Source organism: Halosimplex amylolyticum (assembly GCF_051414035.1).
Classification (GTDB): Archaea; Halobacteriota; Halobacteria; order Halobacteriales; family Haloarculaceae; genus Halosimplex; species Halosimplex amylolyticum.
Map to the genome: position 1 here is coordinate 52468 of NZ_JBLKNW010000006.1, position 18914 is coordinate 71381.

Here is an 18914-nt window from a genome sequence, read left to right on the forward strand (position 1 = left end):
CTTCTTTCGGCCATGAGCGGTTCCCTCCACCGGCGGTCGCCCGACGACGGCCCCGCCCTCCACGAGTACAGCGCGATCGCCGCCCTGCTGGCGGGACTCGTCCTCGTCAGGCTCGGCGTCGACGCGAGCGCTCCGGCGGTCCGCGCGGAAACGGGTCTCTTCGCGGTGCCGCTGGTGGTGATCGCCGCGTACAGCCTCGTCGCGCTGGCCGGTCTCGGCGCAGTCTACGCCGTCTACGCGGCCGGCCGCGACGAACGACTCGAGAGATTCGAGGTTGCCGAGGCGGGGCTGGCCGTGGCCGCGTTCGTGTTCGTCGCCGTCTACGTCTCACTGGGACCGACGGCCTCCGACGCCTCCGCTGCGACGGTGCTCCTCCCCGCCGGCTACGCCGTCGCTGCGGGACTCCTCGCGGTCGGGTACGCCCGCGTCGCCGGCCTCGACCTCCCGGTGAGTCCACCGACCCGCGACGGCTGGGTCGTGACTGGACTCGCCGCGACCGTCGTCGCCGCGGCCGCCGCGCTCGCGATCGCCGGCGCGAGGGCCGTCGGCTGGGTGGACCGCCCCACCGTGATGTTCGGGTACGGGTCGCTGCCCGACGCCTCCTCGTTCGTGCTGACGACCGTGGTCCCGGTGACGCTCTCCGGCCTCGGCGCGGCGCTGCTGTTCAACGGCGCCGTCCAGACGGCGCTCCGTCGCCACCGGTCGTCTGCCGCCGCGGCCGGCGCCGTCGCGGTGCTCACGTTCGGTGTGGACTGGGTCCTCGCCGTCGTTCCGATCGCGGTCTCGCCGGTTCTCGGTCCGGTTCCCGCCGCCGCCCGGTGGGTCGCGGTCGTCGCGGTCCTCGTCGTCGCCGTCGTGGTCGTGCTGGCCGCTGCGGTCGCGTACGGACGGCTCTGGGACGCGCGAAGCCCGCTCTCAGACGACGGCCGACCGACAGTCGTCGCCGCTGGCGCCGGCGTCGCAGTCGCCGTCGTCGTCACACTCGCCACAGCGGCGTTCGTCCGGGGCGGCGCGGGTCCTGTCATGGGCAGCTACGCCGTCGCCGTCGGCGCCGCCGCAGTCGCTACCGAGCGCACCCGGTCGGTGTGGGCGCCGACCGTCGTCTACGCCGCTCACGGCGCCGCGATAGAACTCGTTCCCTACTACGTCCTCTCGGGCGGCGCTGGCGAGGGAGCGGTGACAGTCGTTCCGGCCGTTCTCTGAACCGCTCAGAACGATCGAAACGCGCGGTCCTCAGTCCATTTCCCGGTCGATCACGTCGCGCAACTCGGCGATCTCGGCTGCGTCGTAGGAGAGCGACCCGTCGTCGAGCGCCACGTCGAGGGTCCCGGAGTCGTCGGCGTCGCCGAGTTCGTACACCGGCGTGACGCTGTCGAACGCCTCGCGGACCGTTCGCGGGTCCGTCGTCTCGATCACGACGCGGCCGGCCTGCTCGCCGAACAGCAGTGCCTCGGGCGTCCCCTTCGTCGGGGCGTCGAGGTCGACGCTCGCCCCGGCCTCGTCGCTGACCATCTCGGCGAGCGTCACCGCGAGGCCGCCGTGGCTCACGTCGTGCGTGGCGAGCGTCGTCTCCTCGTTGACGACGTCGACCAGCGTGTCGACGAACGCGTCGGGGTCGGCGAGCGAGTCGGGGAACCGATCCGTGCCGCCGAACTGCGCGAGGTACTCCGACCCGCCCAGGCGGGCCTCGGCGTCGCCCTCCAGCGAGCGCGCGCCGACGAGCAGGAGTTCGCCCTCGCCCTGTAGCGCCGTCGGGGGCGCTTCGTACCCGTTCTTGACGCCCACGAGCGCGAGCGTGGGCGTCGGGGGGATCGGGCCGCTCGCGGAGTCGTTGTACAGCGAGACGTTCCCGCCGACGACGGGCACGTCCAGCGTCGAGCACATCTCCGCGAGACCGTCGACGATGCCCTTGAATCCACCGTACACGTCGGGTTTCTCCGGGTTACCGCCGTTGAGGCAGTTGACCGCCGCGTGGGGGGTCGCCCCCTTCGCTGCGACGTTCGTCGCGTTCTCCAGCGCGACTGCCCGGGCACCCTCGTAGGGCGCGGCGTCGGTCCAGTTGGGGTCGGCGCCCGAGGAGAAGGCCAGTCCGGCCTCGGCCTCACGAACTGCCATCAGCGCCGCGTCGTCGCCGGGAGCCATCGCGGTCCGGACCTGGACCTCGTGGTCGTACTGCCGGTAGACCCACTCCTTCGACGCCGTGTTCGGACTGCCGACCACGGCCTCGAACGCCTCCGCGAGGTCGACGCCGTCGGGCAGGTCCCGCTCCTGTTCGGCCGGTTCCTCGGCCGGCAAGTCGTTGTACGGCGCGCCGTCGCCGAGGAACTCCGCCGGCGCGTCGACGACGACCTCGCCCTCGAAGGTGCAGACGTAGTTGCCGTCGGTGACCTCGCCGATGACCGACGAGCCCAGGTCGTAGCGGTCTGCGATCTCGTGGACGCGGTCGACGTTCTCCGGTCGGACCTCGTAGCACATCCGCTCCTGGCTCTCGGCGAGCAGGTACTCCATCGCGTTCATGTTCGGCTCGCGCTCGTGGACCTCTGTCAGTTCGATGTTCGCCCCGAGGCCGCCCTTGGCGACCAGCTCGGAGGACGCCCCGCCAAGCCCCGCGGCGCCGAGGTCTCGCGCCGACTCGATCAGACTCTCGTCGATCAGTTGTTCGTTCGCCTCGATCAGGAGCTTCTCGGTGTAGGGGTCGCCGACCTGGACCGCCGGGCGGTCTTCCGTCTCGGCGTCCTCGGCGAGGTCCTCGCTCGCGAAGGATGCCCCGCCCAGGCCGTCGCGACCCGTCGAGTTGCCGACGAGGATCAGCGCGTTCCCGGGTTCCTGGGCCACGGCGGTGACGAGGCGGTCGGGGTCGTCGATCAGGCCGACGCAGGCGACGTTGACGAGCGGGTTCCCCTCGTAGTCGTCGTGGAATGCGGTCGACCCCGCGACCGTCGGGACGCCGATGCAGTTACCGTAGTGGGAGATGCCCTCGACGACGCCCTCGAAGAGATACCGGGAGTGCTCGCGGTCGAAGTCGCCGAAATAGAGCGAATCGGCAAGCGCGATCGGGTAGGCGCCCATCGAGAGCGTGTCGCGGACGATGCCGCCGACGCCCGTCGCCGCGCCGTCGAACGGGTCGACGTACGAGGGGTGGTTGTGGCTCTCGATGCCGAGCGTGATGTACGTGTCATCGTCGGCGTCCGCGCCGGCGGACGGGAGCGAGACGACGGCGGCGTCGTCGCCCGGCCCGACGACGACCTGGTCGCCCTCGTTGTCGAACGCGCCAAGCAGTGGCCACGAGGAGCGGTACGCGCAGTGCTCGCTCCAGAGGTTCTCGAAGAGCGCGGCCTCGGCCGGCGTCGGGTCCCGCCCCAGTTCCTCGACCACGAGCTCGCGGTCGGCGTCGGAGAGACTCATTACGGTCCCGTCGCTTCCCGCCGGCTAAATCGCTTTCCATCGCGATCAGGACTCGGCGCCCTCGTCGCATCTGGGGAGTACGGAACCGCCGACGCTCACTCCTGTGACGCCCGAACCGACAGCACGGGCACGGACGCCGAGCGCATGAGATTCTCGGTGACGCTGCCGAGGAGGCGCCGGTCGATGCCGGTCCGCCCGTGGGTGCCGACGACGACGAGGTCGATACCGTGATCGTCGACGTACCCGTTGAGCGTATCGACCACGTCGCCCTCTTCGATCGCGGTCTCGACGGCGACGTCGCTGTCGTTCGCGCGCTCGCGTGCCTGGGCGAGCACCTCCTCGTTGCGACGTCGGCGCTCCTCGGCGACCTGCTCGGAGCGCACGTCGAACCCCAGAGCGGAGGATTCGAGCACCGAAATGACGTGGAGCCGCGACCCTGTCGCCGCGCCGATATCGATCCCCTCGTCGACGGCGGCCCGGGACCCGTCGCTGCCGTCGGTCCCGACGAGCACGTCGTCCGGCGGATACTGGTGGTCGCTCTGGGGGGGAACGACCAGGACCGGCGACGCGCTGTTACGGACGACCCGCTCGGTGACGCTCCCGAGGATGATCCGCTCGATGTCCCGGCCTCCGCGGGTCCCCATGACGACCAGATCGATCCCCCGGTCGTCGACGTAGTCGCAGATCGTTCGCGACGGACCGCCCTGGATCACCTCGTCGACGGTCTCGACGCCGGCGTTGCGGGCTCGCGACGCCGCTTCGTCGACGATCTCGCGCCCCTCGCCTTCGAGCACGTCCTGCACCTGTCCCTCGATGCGAGCGAGGCTCGGCTGGTTCGTGTCGGCGACGTAGAGCACGTGGAGGGTCGCGTCGTGCGCGTCGGCGACGGCGGTCGCGACCTCCAGCGCGGCGTCGGCCGCGTCGCTCCCGTCCGTCGGGAAGAGTATCTCGTCGTACATACCTGTCCGTCCGCGGGCCAGTGTGAAAAACGCTGGCCGTACGACGCCGTGCATCGCCCGCCGCTTCCGGACAGTTCCGCAGACGAACCCCGAGAGACGGCCCCCGCAGACGGGAGCTTCGAACGGCTTCGGGCGGCTGGTTATCAGTGGGTACCCCGATAGCGGGGGAGTTTTCACACCCTGGGAATTCCCTTACCCCCCTATATGCAATCCCCGGCAAGTCGAAGACGAGTATGACCGACAACATCGGTGCGCCCGGAACGGACATGTCGCGTCGCGAGTTCGCCAAAGCTGCGGCCGGGACGTCCGGCCTCTTCGCCCTCGCCGGCTGTTCCACGCGGAGCACCCAGGACGCGGGCGGCGTGACCGTCTCCGAAGTCGAATCCGGCGGTTCTCCTGCCGCCCAGACCGCCAACCCCGCGGACCTCCCGAAGACCTCGCCGCCGGAGATCGTCAACGTCGACGAGCAGGGCGGGAAGGTCACCCTCTCCAGCGTCCCGTCCTACCACGAGGTCCACCCCGGGGAGTCGATGGGCGGCCCCGTCGACCTGCCGGCGACCTGGGCGTTCCAGGCCGACGACCGCGACCCCAGCGTCCCCGGGCCTATCCTCCGGACGACCGAGGGCGAGGACATGGAGGTCACCCTCGACAACACCGACGGCAAGCGACCGCACACCGTCCACTTCCACGGCGTCCGCAAGGCCTGGGAGAACGACGGCGTCCCGACCACGACTGGCATCACCGTCCCCCCGGGCGAGAAACACACCTACGAGATCCCCGCGAACGTCCCCGGCACTCACCTCTATCACTGCCACTACCAGACCCACCGCCACATCGACATGGGCATGTACGGCTTCTTCCGGGTCGACCCGAAGGGCTACGAGCCCGCCGACCAGGAGCTGTTCATGACGCTCAAGGAGTGGGACAGCGACCTCAACAAGCAGATGGCCGGGATGGACGTCGACTACAGCCCCCGCGAGCGCAACCCCAACGTCTTCACCATCAACGGCAAGTCCGCGCCGCGGACGCTCCACCCCGAGGACGGCTCGCCCGTCATCGTCGAGCAGGGCGACACCGTCCGCATCCACTTCGCCAACAACGGGTACATGATGCACCCGATGCACACCCACAACCATCGCTTCGAGGTCGTCGAGAAGGACGGCTCGGTGATCCCCGAAGCGGCCCGCTACAAGGAGGACGTACTCAACATCGCGCCCGCGGAACGCAAGACCATCGAGTTCGAGGCCGACGCCGACCCCGGCATCTACCTCATGCACTGCCACAAGGTGTTCCACGCGATGAACGGCAACTCCTACCCCGGCGGCATGGTCGGCGCCATCGTCTACAAGGAGGCCATGGACACCGACATCTTCAGCCAGCTCATGGACTACGCCGGCTACGAGGGCTGAGCCGCCCGACGGGTCTGTCCCACCTCCAGTCTGTCCCCCCGATCCCGGCTCCCGATTCCCGGTCCCGATCCCAATTCTCGACTCCACCGATCCCGCCACTCCCGGCTCCCGATTCTCGGTCCCGATCCCGACTTCCCGTTCCCGATTCTCGGTCGCTGCTGCCGGTACCCAGCCCTCGATCTGTCCGCTCGATTTTCTCACCGACCCGGTTCCGTGCGGTCGTTTCGACCGCTCGGGTCTACTCGACCACGTAGGACTGCAGCTCGCCGCGGGAACGGACGTCGACGAACCGGTAGCGTCGTCCGTCGGCCAGTTCGCCGGCGTAGTCGGCGTCGTCGGCCCCGTCGACGTCGTACACCTCGTTCGCTTCCCGCAGGTCGTGGTCGTGGAGCGTCGCCCGCACGTCGTCGGGAAGCGCGCCCGACTCCGGTACTTCGACGACGAACAGGCGGTCCGTGAAGCTCTTTGCCGTCCACGCGTCGGTCACGGACTCGCGGTCACGCAGTCGGTCGGCCAGCGCGGTGAGGGCCGCGGCACGCTCGCTCATGGGCCGTCGTACGGAGGGCGGTCCGAAGCCACCACCGCCGAATCGGTTCGACCGGTCCCCGCCCGTCACCCCTGGGACATCGCCTCGTCGTACCACTGCGGTCTCTCGACGGTCGTGTTTCCCACGGCCCGGAACCGGACCGTCCGCTTGACTCGCACCGTCGTGCCGTCTTCGAGGGTCGCGGTGTACTCGACCTGGTAGGCGTCGACCAGCCCGGAGTCGGTCACGAAGGCGTGCAGCGTGGCGTTTTCGATGGACCGGACGCCGCTCTGGTCGTCGACGAAGTCCATGGCGCGCACGTCGGTCCCGACCAGGTGCGTCCGCCGGTCGTCGCGGTCGGTCGGCCGCTCGGCGACGCCGGTGTGGAAGCTCTCGACCGTCCTCCGCAGGTCCGTCTCCGGGCCGATGTCGAGCGCGACCGTCCCCAGCCAGAACCGCCAGGTGCCGACGTACTCGTCCGTAGTCGCGTAGCGGCTGTACACCGTCCGGTTCCCGATCACCTGTCGACGGAGGTACGTCTCGTCGTTCGCCCAGTACTCCGCACGGGTCGGCGGTTCGCCGATGAACACGGCCGCGTCAGGCCCCCGGACGGCCGCGGACGCGTGGTAGTCCCGCGAGGCCGAGAGCTCCAGGTGAACGCCGAGTGCCGAGCGGAGCGAGCCGTTCGGGTACCGGACCGTCCTGTTCGCGATCAGGGTGTACGACGCCCCGTCGAGCACGGCGGCGTGTGCCCCGGCGAGCACCGCGGGGTCCGTCACCCCGCCGGGTCCCACGCCCGGCGGCAGCGCGTCGTCCGTCGGGACCGGCGCGGGGGTGACCGTCTCCGGCTGTGGGCTGGTGGTGACGGCGCTACAGCCCGCGAGCAGGACGAGCACCACGACGGCCACCGAGCGCATACGGACGATTGGTCGTCCGCGCGTAAAAGTTGCGTGTCAGTCTATGTCGCGGGCATTCGAGTCCGTTGCGCTCGCGGGAGACCGACCGCTAGCGCTCGCCCGTGGACTCGTCCGACCGGCTGTCGTGGGCGGTCGCGCCGTCGCCGTACGACTCCTCGACGGCGCGGAAGACGGAGACTGCGTGCTCCTCCCGCCTCGCCGCGTCGCGTTCGCCGTAGCGGACTTCCTCGAACAGGCGAGTGAGTTCCGCCACGTCGGCTTCGCTCATGCCGACGTCGACGGCGGCGTCGGCGAACTCGCCGGGCGTGGCGCAGTCCGGGTTCGCCACGTCGAGCAGACTGGTCATCTCCCACCAGGCGCGGTAGACCTCGTTGTCCACGTCCGCGTCGTGGCCTTCGAGACGGTCGGCGGCGCGGCCCGCCGCGACGGCCAGGTCGCGCGGACCGACCGGCTCGCCGTCGTCCGAGGCGAGGGGCTCCTGTGACACGTCGGTGACCGACTCGCCCCCCGACGCCCGGAGCAAGATTGCCGCGGTCCCGACGAGGACGACGCCGAACGCGCCCAGGACCGCCTCCGGCGGCACGTCCACCGCGTGGATCAACGGCTCGGTGAGGCCGCCGTCGCCGCCCGAACCGGGCAGGTCCGGGCCGGGACCGAGGCCGGGCCCGTCGTAGTCCGGGCAGTCCGTCGACAGGAAGTAGGTGAGAAACGCCGGCGGCGCGAGCGCGTACAGCCCGAAGAAGGTCGCGCCCAGCGAGTATCGCCGCTTGATCGCCACCAACGCGGCCGCGAACGCGCCGAAGTAGACGACTCCGCCGTACCAGGCCGACAGCGGCTGGACGCACCAGCTCGTTTCGATCGGGTCGTCGGGAGGGTTCGGATCGCCTACCGTATCCGGTCCGGGGCCTGGATCGCTCGGCGTTTCCGGGGCCACGCTGTCCACATCCGGCTCCGGCGCCTCGTCGCCGGGTTGCGTACTGGGCGCTGCGGGCTCGACAGCCGACGTGATAGCCGCGGCCCCTACGGCGACGGCGGCCATCGCGACCAGTCCGACCACCAGCACTCGGAGGGACGCCCGTGACAGATAGTCGTCCATGCGCGTGTGAATGTCTATCTACCGGATAGGTTTTTCGTACGTTTTGGGTCGCTGACAGCAGCGCCAGGAGTCGACACCCTCGATCCGGTCAATGCCGTCGACCGTCAGCCGCACCGCTCAGTAGCCGTCGATCTCATTCGGTCACTCCGGCGCCATCCCCTTCTCGGCGAGTTCGTCGAGGGCGGCGTCGGACTTCTCCAGGTCGCCCAGGCCCATCCCCTCCAGCACGTGGTCGGCCTTCGAGAACTGGACGTCCGCGTAGTCGACGACCTGGATCCGGTTGCCCCACGGGTCGAGGAAGTCGATCCCGTCGGTGTCGAGGACATCGGCGTCTGTCTCTGCCAGGCGTCGCTCGACGACGTCAGTGTCGTCGACCACGAGGCCGAAGTGCCGGTGGGCGTCCGTCGCCTCGCCCGCGTCGACGACCTCCGTGAGCGCGATGAACTGGTCGCCGACGTCGAGGAACGCGGCGTGGTCAGTCTCGCCGCGGACCTCGAACTCGAATATCGACTCGTAGAACGCCCGTGCCTCGTCTGCGTCGCCGACGCTGAGGGCGACGTGGTTGATCCCGACCATCCGAGCGCGGTCGCTATCGTCACTCATGTCCGTGGATTCGGTCGGCTCTCCCATCAACTGCCGGGCCCGAACGATGGTGTTCGGCGTCCGAGCCGAATTTTCGTCAGGCTCTCTATCGGATTCTCGCGACGTGTAGCCTGCCGTGCTGCAGACAGTGCGTATTTCGCACATTCAGTCGGGAAAGGCGGCGCAGACTCCTCGACTGCCGAGAATATATCATCGAACGTCCCGTACACGGGGATATGAGACGAGACGTGACGTTCGAATCGGAAGGGGCAGAGATTAGCGGGTGGTACTACTCGCCCGACACGCCGCCACCGTGGCCACTGGTCGTCATGGGCCACGGATTCACCGCAACCAAAGAGATGGTCGCCGATAGGTACGCCGAAGCGTTCTGCGACGAGGGTCTGGCCGTGTTGTTGTACGACCACCGGAGCTTCGGTGCGAGCGACGGCGAACCGCGTCAACAGATCAATCCCTGGATGCAGGCACGTGGGTATCGCGACGCGGTCTCGTGTGCGACCACGCTGGACGACGTCGATCCGTCTCGGATCGCGTTGTGGGGTGATAGTTACAGTAGTGGCGTTGCGCTGGTCGTGGCCGCAGTGGATGACCGTGTTGCAGCACTGGTCGTTCAGGTCCCGGCGCTCGGGGAAACGGTGCCGCCGGACGACCCCGGCGGATCCCGCCGTGAATCGATCGAGGAGACGGCCTGGTCCGGGTCCATCGAACCGGATCCCGACGAGATCCACGGGCCGATGCCGGTCGTGTGGGACGACCAGGACCGGCGTCCCTCGGCCCTGAAACCGCAGACGGCGTTTCGCTGGTTCAACGGCTACGGGACTCGTACGGGCACGAACTGGACGAACGAGGTCACGGTCGTCCGCCCAAAACGACCAGTCCAGTGGCATCCCGGACTGTGCGCTTCGGACGTGTCGTGCCCAGCGTTGTTCGTGGTGTCTCCAGACGACGAGATGGTCCGGTCGTCCCCTGCCGTGGCACGCGACGCGTACGAGCGGCTGGCCGGGCCGAAGGAGTGGGTCGAGATCCCTGGCGGTCACTTCGGGTTGCTGTATTTCCCGAGTGAGACGTTCGATCAGGTGTCGTCTGCGCAATCGCAGTTTCTCACCGAGACGCTTCTTTCGGTGCCAGAGTGAACTCAGATCGTCGGCGAAGTTGCCCGCTCTCGACTTCAGTCGCCATCCCAGGCGGACAATTTCTCTGTAGAGATGCCGTGTTGAACTCACGCTCCGTATTCAGCACGCGGCTCCTGACAGGGATCGAATATATCGTGGGTCGAGGCGATACATCGTTCCCCGATACGGGAGGACCACCAGTACGAGACAGACGGAATATCGCCAGTCAGTCGTCGCTCTCGGCCGCTGCCGCGTCGTCGCTGTCCCGTTCCTCGCCGCCGTCGGAGCGCTGCTCCGACGAGGTGCCGTTCGCTCCGCTCACGCCACCGCCGTCGGTGGCGAGGGCGGTCTCTCGCTGGCGTTCGAACCAGGCCCACTCGCGGCCGTGCTGGTTCGTCTCCTTCAGGTCCCACGGGTCGCCGTCCCGGACCTGGGGCCCTTCGAGCCAGGACTGGACGATGTTCCAGACGAAGATGATCTGACCGACCGCGAGCAAGATTGCCCCGAGCGTCGCCGACCGGTGCAGGAGCGCGAAGAGGAGTTCCGGCCCGACTTCGAGGGAGTAGGTCGCGTACCGGCGCGGCATCCCGGCGTAGCCGAGCAGGATCATCGGGAAGAAGGTGAGGTTGGTGCCGACCATCGTCAGCCAGAAGTGCCACTTCGCCAGCGTGCGCTGGTACATCTTGCCCGTGTAGATAGGGAACCAGTAGTAGATGCCCGCGAAGACCGCGAAGGCGATGCCGCCCATGATGACGTAGTGGAAGTGCGCGACGACGTGGTAGGTGTCGTGCAGGAGCAGGTCAACGGGGATGGAGGCCTCGAAGACGCCGGTCATCCCGCCGACGATGAAGTTCGCGATGAACCCGACGCAGAAGAGGAAGGGGGTGGTGAGCCGCAGCCGCCCGTTCCACATCGTCGCGATCCAGTTGAACGTCTTCACCGCGCTCGGGATGGCGATCGAGATGGTGACCGCCATGAAGCCCGCGCGCAAGCGCGGGTCGATGCCCGTCGCGAACATGTGGTGGGCCCAGACGCCGAAGCTCAGCACCCCGAGCGCCAGCGTCGAGTAGACGACGAACTTGAACCCGAACAGCTTGCGGCCGGTGAACTTCGGCAGGATGTAGCTGATCAGGCCCATCGGCGGGAGCACGAGGATGTACACCTCGGGGTGGCCGAAGAACCAGAACAGGTGTTGCCACAGGAGCGGGCCACCGCCCTCGCCGACGGCGTAGAAGGTGGTGCCGAGGTTGCGGTCGAGCAGGAGCATGACGAGTGCGCTCCCGAGCAGGGGGAACGCGAAGATGATCTGCCCCGACTGGGTGAGCACGGTCCACGAGAAGATGTCAAGGTTCGCCCAGGTCACCTCGTCGTCGCGCTCGGTGACGATGGTCGCGACGAAGTTGATCGCGCCCATCGTCGCCGAGACGCCGGTCAGGTGCAGGCCCAGCAGCATCAGATCGACGGCGGGGTTCGCCTGCTCGATGGAGAGGGGCGTGTACATCGTCCACGAGGTCTGTGCGGGCGCGAGACTCGGGAGGAAGAAGCCGCCCCAGATGAGCAGCGCGCCGGGCGGTAGCAACCAGAACGCGATGGCGTTGATCCGCGGGAACGCCATGTCGTCGGCGCCGATCAACAGCGGGACGAAGTAGTTCGAGAACGCCGCGAGGATCGGGGTCCCGAACAGGAACAGCATCGTGATCCCGTGACTGGTCAACAGCCCGTTGTAGAGTCCGCTATCGACGATATTCGACGTGGGGGTGACCAGTTCGAAGCGCATCAGCAAGACGGCGATGCCGCCCCAGGCGAACGCCAGGACGGCGAACGCTCCGTACATGAGCCCGATGTCCTTGTGGTCGACCGTCGTTAGCCAGCGGACGATGCCGCTCGGTTTGTGCCCGTGGCCGGCACCCGTGCCGTGGCCGGCCCCGGCGCCAGCGCCGTCACCGACGGCCGGGGTGTACGAACGCCAGTTTTCGACCCGGAGCACCCAGGTGAACACGCCCAGAAGGAGAAGCGCGGTTAGCCCGGACAGCGTGAGCGTCGCGATATCAGCCATGTGACGGGGGGTTCGGCCGCCCCGTCCCTGGGTTTTCGCGGGAACGTGTTCGGGCCCTTTATCTGCGGGGCGCCTGCCGGATACCCGTCGCCGCGACCCCCGGACTGGCTGGCCGGGGAATCGGCGGACCGACGGACCGACGAGACCGACGCGGCGGGTGGGGTCACTGCCTGGCTCGCTGGACGAACACGCCCAGGACGAGGTAGGCGTAGGCGAGCGTGCCGAGCAGTGCCAGTGCGCGGCCGCCGCGGAGCGCCAGTGGCGTCGAGACGACTGCGCCGGCGAGTTCGACGACGAGGCCGCCGGCCAGCGCGCCCAGCGCCGCGAGCGCGAGGTCGTCGCCCGCGCCGAGAAACCGGCCGACCGTCGGCGGGTAGAACTGGAAGGTCACGCCGACGACCGTCAGGCCGAGGAAGCCGAGCAGGTTCAGCCGGTAGTGCGCGGCGACGAGCGTCGGATCGACGGGGCCGAACGCGAAGGAGAGCCCGAGCCCGACGGCGATCACACCGAACCCGGCACCGACGAGCGGGCCGTAGAACCCCACGCGCCGCCGGTCGCTCGACCGATAGAGGTGGCCGTACGCGGCGGCGAACCCGACGACCGCGACCGCCTCGACGAGCGCCCCGGTTCGGAAGACCGGTCCCGCCGGCAGGCCCACAGCGAGCATGGCCGGCCCCAGGGCGCCCGCGGGCAGGACGATCCACGGCACCCAGTCGGGGATCTCGGCGACGAGGAACCGCGGGAGGAGGCGGAATCCGACGGCGAAGACGAGGAGCGCGGCCCCGCCGGCGGCCAGCAGGTGCGTCGCTCGCGGGGGGTAGCCGTCGAGGACCGGGGACACGGCCGTGCGCGCCGCGAGCGTCTCCCAGGAGCCGACGGCGAGGTAGGCGAACACGACGGGGACGAACAGGTTCGCGGCGCGGTCGACCCGCCGCCGGTCGGCGTTGTGGTCGCCGGTCCCGGTCTCGGCGCCCGAGAGGTTCTCCCGGAGCGTCCAGACGAGCGTCCCGAGGAAGACGGCGACGGCGAGCGCCCAGGACCACGCGCCGATCGGACGGACGACCCCCGGCACGCCGTCGACGGCTTCGAGGGCGAGTCCGGCGGTCCCGACGGCCGCGAGCGGGAGGGTGATCGCCGGGGCGTACGGCCACGCCAGGTCCCGGTCGAAGTACGAGGGGACCAGCGAGTAGGCCTTCCCGAAGACGACGTGCAGGACGAACCCGTAGAGACCGAGTGCGACGGTCGTCCGTCGAGGGAGTCCGGCGACCGCCGCCGCCTGCCAGACGACCAGCCAGCAGACCCCGGCCGCGACCAGCGCGCGAGACCACCGTGAGAGCGTCGCCGACGACATCCCGCGAACCTGCGACCGCCCACTCCCTCAATCTGGCGGCGAACGACGTCGGCCCGCGGGGCGCGTCCCGAAACGTCGAACATGTTCGGACGAAGGGACAGGGCCGCGCGCGACCTACGACGAAGCGTATGCCCGCGACGACTCTCGACATCCGCGACGTGCCGCCGCCGGAACGCCACCCGATGATCCACGAGGCCTTCGAGGACCTGGACAGCGGCGAGACGCTCCGGATCGTCAACGACCACGAGCCCAAGCCGCTGTTCTACGAGTTCCAGGCCGAGGTCGAGGACTTCGACGCCGAGAACTACGAGGTCGAGCGCCGGGAGGCCGACGAGTTCGTCGCCGACCTCCCCAAGGTATGACCGAGGGCGTCCGGAGCGCCACCGAGTCCGTCCACCTGCCGGATCTGGAGGGCGACGGTCGCGGCGTTCTCTTCGAGGGCGAACCGAAGACGGTGCGGCTCGCGCTGGACGCCGGCGACCGCGTCCCGCCCCACCAGCACCCCGACCGCGAGATCGTCTGCTACGTGGTCGAGGGCGAACTCGAAGTCGCGCTCGGCGAGGAGACGGTCGAACTTGTCGCCGGCGACGTCGCGCGGTTCTCCGGCGACCGGGACATCTCGCCGGAGGCCCGCGAGGACAGCGTCGCCCTGCTCGTCCTCGCCGAGGGCTGAGGCTACTATCTGTTTCTTCGACCGCTCTCGCCTGCGGAGAATCGACTATCCGAACAGTTTCAGCGCCGTCTCGGCGACCGCCGGGTCTTCCGTTCCGTCCTCGGCGTCGGTCCCGTCGTCGGCTGCGGCCCGCAGCCCCCGCTCGGGGACGGCGATCAGCCGGGCGACGAGTCGATCGGCGAGCCCCTCGATCGCCGCCCGGTCCTCCGGAGCGAGGTCGCCCGTCGCGTCGAGTTTGACCAGCGCCGTCTCGACCTCGTGGGTACGAATCTCGTCCGCCCGGTCGTAGATCCGCGCGATGGCGGCGTCTGCGTCCGGCGCCTCGTCGTTCGCCCGCTGGCTCGCGTCCGACGGCGGCGACCGGCGGGACGAGTCCTTCGACACGGTCGGGCTGGCCGAGTCCGTCGCCACGGACCTGCCGATCGGGTCAGTCACTTCGCGGGCGTCGCGGTCGGCCGTCCGCTCACTCGATGGCGTGCCGGTCATGCGCGCCAGACGGTCGTGACCGTGACGTCGTCGCGTTCGACGGTCGCGTACTCGTAGCCCCGGTCGTCGAGCTTCGGGTAGAGGTGCTGGGGCGCGCGGTCGTTCAACTGGACGAGGACCGTCTCGTCGTCGAGTTCCGGGAGGCGTTCGAGCGTGTTCGCGAGCGGCTTCGGCGGCCCGAGATCCCGGACGTCGAGCGTCTCCCGCGGCGCGTCTGCCGGTGCGTCCGTCTCGCCGACGACGCGGTCGATGTTCACTCCTGCGGACATACGAACGGATAGGACCGCGACGGCCCCCAGGGTTCCGCCGAACGTCTTCGGATCGGTCGGGCGAGCCCTGGGCAGTGAGAGGCGGTTCGGAATCGCCCGTGAAGGAGCGGCGGGACGCGACCTGAAGGGAGTAACAGACGTGACGAACAGTCGCGAAGAAGCGGACAGACGCGAAGAGGCGGACAAACGCGGAGAGACAGGTAGACGCGACGAAACGGCGGGACTGACGGTCCGCCCTACTCGTCGACCGGGCGGAGCGTCACCGTGTCGCCCTCGTGCTCCTCGATGAACGAGCCGGGGCCGCCGATGCTGACCTCGCCCTCGGCGGTCTCGATGTAGAGGCTCGTCTCCAGCGTGTAGTCGTTGGTGGAGGGCTGGACGAACGCCTGGCGGATCTGGCTGACGCGGCCGGAGATCTCCAGTCCCTCGACTGTCGTGACGTCGGCCTCCAGTTCGACGCCCGCTCGTCGATGGAGCACGGCCTCCAGGGCCGCGTGGCGGAACCACTCGAACCTCCGGGGCAGCGGTTCCGGATCGCGCACGTGTAGCTCGGTCGCCGCCGGCCAGTACGCGCCGAAGTAGAGGCCGACGATCGAACCGGCGAGGTTGTCCTGCTTGACCGTGACGGCGCCCTCGTCCACGTGCGTCCCCGAGATGACGCCGGAGTGACCGATCATCGCCGCTTCGTCGTCGGCCGCGTACATGAAGGGCAGGCTCTCTGACCACGCCCGGACCACCGCTGCCGAACGGTGCAAGCCCAGCGTGTCGTCGTCCAGGTCCTCCATGCCGCCGATGAGCAGGAAGACGAGCACGCCGCGGTCGACGGCGGCCTGCAGTTCCGGTTGGATGTCCGCGTAGGTGTGTTCGGGGACGGCCACGAGCACCTCGTGTTCGGCCTCGGAGATCCCCTCTCGGAGGCGCTTGACGGCGGTCTCCCGCGACTTGATGATCTGGATCTCGGGGGCCTGGGGCTCGGTGGCGTTGAACCGGTCTTCGAGCGTCGGCGTGATCGACTCCAGTCTGCCGGACAGCGAGTCGATCGCCTCCTCGGGCGGGAACGCGCGGATGGTCGTCGGCGACGCGTGCCCGTTGACCGTCACGAGGTCCCGGTCCTCGAGTCGCTCGGCGATGTTGTACACCGCCCGCTGGGTCACGTCCGCCTCGTCCGAGATGGTGCGAACGGTCGTCTCCCCGTGTTCCAGGACCGCCAGGTACGTGTCTATCTCCGTGTCGGAGAAGCCGAACACGTTCAACTCGTCCCTGAGCGTCTGGTCGTCGACGTGCTGTTCTGTCATGGTTTCGGTGTGTTATCTCGTATCACGTATGGTCGTTTCCGTAGCGGTTTCGGTTTCGTACGACTGTGGGACTCGACGGCGACGCTGGGCCGGTCTGCGGCCACGTTCGAGGGCCCGACGGTTCACACCAGGTCCTCGAAGGGGTCCCACTCGAAGTAGATGAACGCGGCGGACGCGACGAACATGATCGCGAGCATGACGAAACTCGCGACCGAGATCACGAACGCGCTCGAGCCGGGCTCGACGAACGGGACCGACAGCAGCAGAAAGCCCAGCAACACGGCGCTCATGGTGAAAAACGCGCGCCAGACGTTCGTCACGTGCTCGTCCTCCGTGTGTGGTCATCGTCCGGTGTGTACTTCATGGTCCCGACCTCGCCCCCGGACCGGCCGCCGGGTGAGTCATGGCAAGCGAGCGCGGCGGTGGCGAGGTGGGTCCATGCATGGAAAGCGGAGGTCAGTCGTCGAACGTCGGCGTCTCGGCCGAGTCGACCCCGTCGAGCGGCGTGCTGTTCCAGTACTCGTGATTCGGGTCCGAGCGGTGACAGGCCACGGCGCGCGCGCCGGTCGTCGTCTCGTCTTCGCCGAGTTCCGGCGCCTCGGTGGTGCAGACTTCGCGGGCTTCCGGACAGCGGGTGTGGAAGCGACAGCCCGACGGCGGGTTCACCGGGTCGGGGATGTCGATGGACCGGACCGGCGGGTCACGCATCTCCTGGTCGCTCGGGTCCAGGTTCGCTGTCGCCCAGCGCAGCACCTTCGTGTAGGGGTGTTGCGGGTCGTTGAGCACCTGGTCGGGCGGCCCGATCTCCACGAGTTCGCCGAGGTACATGATCCCGATGCGGCCGTCGGCTTTCTCCGCGAGGTAGCGCGCGTTCGAGAGCGTGTGCGAGATGAAGACGAAGGAGGTGTTGAACTGCTCCTGTAGTTCGAGCAGCAGGTCCATCGTCTCCACGCGCAGGCTCACGTCCAGGGCGCTCACGGCCTCGTCGGCGAGGATCACGTCCGGATTCATCAACAGCGCGCGCACGAGGGCGACGCGCTGTTGTTCCCCGCCGGAGAGCTGATGTGGGAAGCGGTTGGCGTAGTCCTCGGGCGGCTGCATCCCGACCCGGTTGAGCAGCGCGTAGATGCGTGCGCGGCGGTCCTCCGTGGAGAGTTCCGGGTTCCAGCGCTTCAGCGGCGCCTCCAGCGAGGTGACCACCTTCTGGTTCGGGTTCAGCGACGCGCCGGGGTCCTGGTGGATGATCTGGAGCGCCCGGCGGATGTCCCCGTACTCGATGTCGGGGTCGTCGACGCCGTCCTTGGCGTCCCAGACGTCCTGTCCACGATACGTGACGGAACCGCTGGTCGGCCGCTGGACGCCGATGATCGCTTTGCCCAGCGTCGTCTTCCCGCAGCCGGACTCGCCGACGAGCGCGAGCACGTCGTTCTCCGGGATGTCGATCGACACGCCGTCGACCGCCCGGACCGAGTCGGGCTCGTCGAACAGCCCCTCGACCAGTCCCTGCTCTTCCTCGAAGTGGATCTCGACGTCGTCCAGCGAGACGACCGCCTCGTCGTCGGGCACCGTCGCGGCCGTTCGGCCGGCGCTGTCGTCGGCGCCGAAGCCGGAGAAGTCCTCGGCGTCCGAGTCTTCGGCCGGATCGTTCGCCGACGCGCCGGCATCGTCGACCGAGGCCAGCACCTCCTCGACGTCGAACGGGACGGCCTCGTCGGCCCGCTCGTGGTAGAAACACGCCGAGCGCTGGTCGGGACCGGCGTCGTACCAGTCGGGCTTCTCCTCGTGGCAGCGCTGGTCCGCCAGCGGACACCGCGGCGCGTAGTGACACCCGTTCGGGACGTGCGCCGGGTTCGGCGCCGTCCCCTCGATGGGCGTCATCGTGGACAGCGGCGCGTCGAGATTGGGCACCGCCTTCAGCAGCGCCCTGGTGTAGGGGTGCTGGGAGTCGCGGACGATCCGTTCGCTCGGCCCGACCTCCGCCAGTTCGAACGCGTAGAGGATGGCCAGTCGGTCGGCCAGTCCGGCCACCAGCGGCAGGTCGTGCGTGATGAACAGGATCGACAGCTCGTACTTCTCCTTGATGTCGTCGAGCAGGCTCAGGATCGACCGCTGCATCAGCAGGTCGAGCGCGGCGGTCGGCTCGTCCATCAGGAGCACGTCGGGCTCGAGGATGAGCGACAGGGCGATCAGCGCCCGCTGGCTCATCCCGCCCGACAGTTCGTGAGCGTAGGAGTCGAGCACCCTGTCGGGGTCGAGGTAGAGGTCCGCGAGCAGGTCGCGGGCGCGCTCCATCCCCTCCTCGACGTCGTAGTCGTGGGCGTCGAGGGTCTCCTCGAAGTGCCCGCGGATCGTCATGGTGGGGTTGAACGACGACAGCGCCCCCTGGAAGACCATCGAGATCTCCTCCCAGCGGAACTTTTTGAGGTCGTCGCCCTCCAGGTCGAGGACTTCGACCGGTTCGGCCCCCTCCTCGGGGTAGTATCGGACGTTCCCGGTGGTGATCCCGGGTTCCTCGACGGCGTCCATCATCGCGTTGGCGAGCATGGACTTGCCCGACCCGGATTCCCCGACGCAGCCGAGGATCTCCTCGCGGCGGAGATCCAGGCTCACGTCGTCCAGGACCATCGCGTCGCGGGCCTGGAGGTCGTAGGTGACGCTGACGTTGCGCACCTCGACGATGGGATCCTCGGTGGCTTCGGCCGTCTGGTCGCGGCCGCGGCTGCCGCCGTCGATGCTCCCGTCGTCGCGTGTGCTCGCCAT

18 protein-coding genes are annotated in these 18914 nt (G+C 68.9%); 5 read left to right on the plus strand and 13 right to left on the minus strand.

Features of this window, described 5'->3' with window-relative positions; translation table 11 throughout:
• Positions 1-12 precede the first annotated feature (12 nt).
• Entirely contained in the window at positions 13-1203 is a 1191-nt protein-coding gene (locus ACMGFE_RS19990) for a hypothetical protein (protein WP_436927037.1), read from the plus strand.
• Positions 1204-1233: 30 nt separating this feature from the next.
• On the opposite strand, the gene purL is transcribed toward ACMGFE_RS19990, so the two are convergent.
• Both purL and ACMGFE_RS20000 read right to left on the minus strand, forming a co-directional pair.
• Positions 1234-3405, minus strand: coding sequence for a phosphoribosylformylglycinamidine synthase subunit PurL (purL, locus tag ACMGFE_RS19995; protein ID WP_436927038.1), 2172 nt, complete (start codon positions 3403-3405; stop codon positions 1234-1236).
• A gap of 95 nt (positions 3406-3500) precedes the next feature.
• Entirely contained in the window at positions 3501-4364 is an 864-nt protein-coding gene (locus ACMGFE_RS20000; protein WP_436927039.1) for a universal stress protein, read from the minus strand.
• A gap of 233 nt (positions 4365-4597) precedes the next feature.
• Between ACMGFE_RS20000 and ACMGFE_RS20005 the strand changes: the two genes are divergently transcribed.
• Entirely contained in the window at positions 4598-5773 is a 1176-nt protein-coding gene (locus ACMGFE_RS20005; RefSeq protein ID WP_436927040.1) for a multicopper oxidase domain-containing protein, read from the plus strand.
• 238 nt (positions 5774-6011) lie between these two features.
• Here the strand turns inward: ACMGFE_RS20005 and ACMGFE_RS20010 are convergent, their stop codons facing one another.
• The 4 genes from ACMGFE_RS20010 to ACMGFE_RS20025 form a co-directional block, all read right to left on the minus strand.
• On the minus strand, positions 6012-6320 hold the full coding sequence (locus tag ACMGFE_RS20010) for a hypothetical protein (RefSeq protein WP_436927041.1): 309 nt from the start codon (positions 6318-6320) through the stop codon (positions 6012-6014).
• Between the two features lie 65 nt (positions 6321-6385).
• Positions 6386-7216 (minus strand): DUF7537 family lipoprotein, encoded by an 831-nt coding sequence (locus tag ACMGFE_RS20015; RefSeq protein WP_436927042.1) that lies wholly within the window; start codon positions 7214-7216, stop codon positions 6386-6388.
• Between the two features lie 88 nt (positions 7217-7304).
• Positions 7305-8312 (minus strand): DUF4129 domain-containing protein, encoded by a 1008-nt coding sequence (locus tag ACMGFE_RS20020; protein WP_436927043.1) that lies wholly within the window; start codon positions 8310-8312, stop codon positions 7305-7307.
• Positions 8313-8453: 141 nt separating this feature from the next.
• Positions 8454-8915, minus strand: coding sequence for a VOC family protein (locus ACMGFE_RS20025; protein WP_436927044.1), 462 nt, complete (start codon positions 8913-8915; stop codon positions 8454-8456).
• A gap of 215 nt (positions 8916-9130) precedes the next feature.
• Here ACMGFE_RS20025 and ACMGFE_RS20030 point away from each other — a divergent pair, with 215 nt between their 5' ends.
• A complete protein-coding gene (locus ACMGFE_RS20030) occupies positions 9131-10045 on the plus strand; it encodes an alpha/beta hydrolase (RefSeq protein ID WP_436927045.1) in 915 nt (304 codons plus the stop codon).
• 205 nt (positions 10046-10250) lie between these two features.
• Here the strand turns inward: ACMGFE_RS20030 and ACMGFE_RS20035 are convergent, their stop codons facing one another.
• Positions 10251-12080, minus strand: a complete 1830-nt coding sequence (locus ACMGFE_RS20035; protein WP_436927046.1) for a cbb3-type cytochrome c oxidase subunit I — start codon at positions 12078-12080, stop codon at positions 10251-10253.
• Between the two features lie 163 nt (positions 12081-12243).
• Positions 12244-13431 (minus strand): hypothetical protein, encoded by a 1188-nt coding sequence (locus tag ACMGFE_RS20040; protein WP_436927047.1) that lies wholly within the window; start codon positions 13429-13431, stop codon positions 12244-12246.
• 128 nt (positions 13432-13559) lie between these two features.
• Here ACMGFE_RS20040 and ACMGFE_RS20045 point away from each other — a divergent pair, with 128 nt between their 5' ends.
• Entirely contained in the window at positions 13560-13793 is a 234-nt protein-coding gene (locus tag ACMGFE_RS20045; protein ID WP_436927048.1) for a DUF2249 domain-containing protein, read from the plus strand.
• Entirely contained in the window at positions 13790-14104 is a 315-nt protein-coding gene (locus ACMGFE_RS20050) for a cupin domain-containing protein (protein ID WP_436927049.1), read from the plus strand. The genes ACMGFE_RS20045 and ACMGFE_RS20050 overlap by 4 nt, the downstream gene beginning before the upstream one ends.
• A gap of 45 nt (positions 14105-14149) precedes the next feature.
• Here the strand turns inward: ACMGFE_RS20050 and ACMGFE_RS20055 are convergent, their stop codons facing one another.
• From ACMGFE_RS20055 to ACMGFE_RS20075, 5 genes are all read right to left on the minus strand, one after another.
• Positions 14150-14590 (minus strand): hypothetical protein, encoded by a 441-nt coding sequence (locus ACMGFE_RS20055; RefSeq protein ID WP_436927050.1) that lies wholly within the window; start codon positions 14588-14590, stop codon positions 14150-14152.
• Complete coding sequence (locus ACMGFE_RS20060; RefSeq protein ID WP_436927052.1) at positions 14587-14859, minus strand: DUF2249 domain-containing protein; 273 nt, start codon at positions 14857-14859, stop codon at positions 14587-14589. Before ACMGFE_RS20060 ends, ACMGFE_RS20055 begins: the two co-directional genes overlap by 4 nt.
• Before the next feature lie 236 nt (positions 14860-15095).
• Positions 15096-16154, minus strand: a complete 1059-nt coding sequence (locus ACMGFE_RS20065; protein WP_436927054.1) for a TrmB family transcriptional regulator — start codon at positions 16152-16154, stop codon at positions 15096-15098.
• 122 nt (positions 16155-16276) lie between these two features.
• Positions 16277-16474, minus strand: a complete 198-nt coding sequence (locus ACMGFE_RS20070; protein WP_436927055.1) for a hypothetical protein — start codon at positions 16472-16474, stop codon at positions 16277-16279.
• Positions 16475-16610: 136 nt separating this feature from the next.
• A complete protein-coding gene (locus ACMGFE_RS20075; RefSeq protein WP_436927057.1) occupies positions 16611-18914 on the minus strand; it encodes an ABC transporter ATP-binding protein in 2304 nt (767 codons plus the stop codon).

What these genes read in the sequence shown, in the direction of transcription:
- ACMGFE_RS19990 (WP_436927037.1), top strand. Translation starts at nt 13, where the DNA reads ATGAGCGGTTCCCTCCACCGGCGGTCGCCCGACGACGGCCCCGCCCTC.
- purL (WP_436927038.1), bottom strand. Translation starts at nt 3,405, where the DNA reads ATGAGTCTCTCCGACGCCGACCGCGAGCTCGTGGTCGAGGAACTGGGG.
- ACMGFE_RS20000 (WP_436927039.1), bottom strand. Translation starts at nt 4,364, where the DNA reads ATGTACGACGAGATACTCTTCCCGACGGACGGGAGCGACGCGGCCGAC.
- ACMGFE_RS20005 (WP_436927040.1), top strand. Translation starts at nt 4,598, where the DNA reads ATGACCGACAACATCGGTGCGCCCGGAACGGACATGTCGCGTCGCGAG.
- ACMGFE_RS20010 (WP_436927041.1), bottom strand. Translation starts at nt 6,320, where the DNA reads ATGAGCGAGCGTGCCGCGGCCCTCACCGCGCTGGCCGACCGACTGCGT.
- ACMGFE_RS20015 (WP_436927042.1), bottom strand. Translation starts at nt 7,216, where the DNA reads ATGCGCTCGGTGGCCGTCGTGGTGCTCGTCCTGCTCGCGGGCTGTAGC.
- ACMGFE_RS20020 (WP_436927043.1), bottom strand. Translation starts at nt 8,312, where the DNA reads ATGGACGACTATCTGTCACGGGCGTCCCTCCGAGTGCTGGTGGTCGGA.
- ACMGFE_RS20025 (WP_436927044.1), bottom strand. Translation starts at nt 8,915, where the DNA reads ATGAGTGACGATAGCGACCGCGCTCGGATGGTCGGGATCAACCACGTC.
- ACMGFE_RS20030 (WP_436927045.1), top strand. Translation starts at nt 9,131, where the DNA reads ATGAGACGAGACGTGACGTTCGAATCGGAAGGGGCAGAGATTAGCGGG.
- ACMGFE_RS20035 (WP_436927046.1), bottom strand. Translation starts at nt 12,080, where the DNA reads ATGGCTGATATCGCGACGCTCACGCTGTCCGGGCTAACCGCGCTTCTC.
- ACMGFE_RS20040 (WP_436927047.1), bottom strand. Translation starts at nt 13,431, where the DNA reads ATGTCGTCGGCGACGCTCTCACGGTGGTCTCGCGCGCTGGTCGCGGCC.
- ACMGFE_RS20045 (WP_436927048.1), top strand. Translation starts at nt 13,560, where the DNA reads ATGCCCGCGACGACTCTCGACATCCGCGACGTGCCGCCGCCGGAACGC.
- ACMGFE_RS20050 (WP_436927049.1), top strand. Translation starts at nt 13,790, where the DNA reads ATGACCGAGGGCGTCCGGAGCGCCACCGAGTCCGTCCACCTGCCGGAT.
- ACMGFE_RS20055 (WP_436927050.1), bottom strand. Translation starts at nt 14,590, where the DNA reads ATGACCGGCACGCCATCGAGTGAGCGGACGGCCGACCGCGACGCCCGC.
- ACMGFE_RS20060 (WP_436927052.1), bottom strand. Translation starts at nt 14,859, where the DNA reads ATGTCCGCAGGAGTGAACATCGACCGCGTCGTCGGCGAGACGGACGCA.
- ACMGFE_RS20065 (WP_436927054.1), bottom strand. Translation starts at nt 16,154, where the DNA reads ATGACAGAACAGCACGTCGACGACCAGACGCTCAGGGACGAGTTGAAC.
- ACMGFE_RS20075 (WP_436927057.1), bottom strand. Translation starts at nt 18,914, where the DNA reads ATGGCGAGCACACGCGACGACGGGAGCATCGACGGCGGCAGCCGCGGC.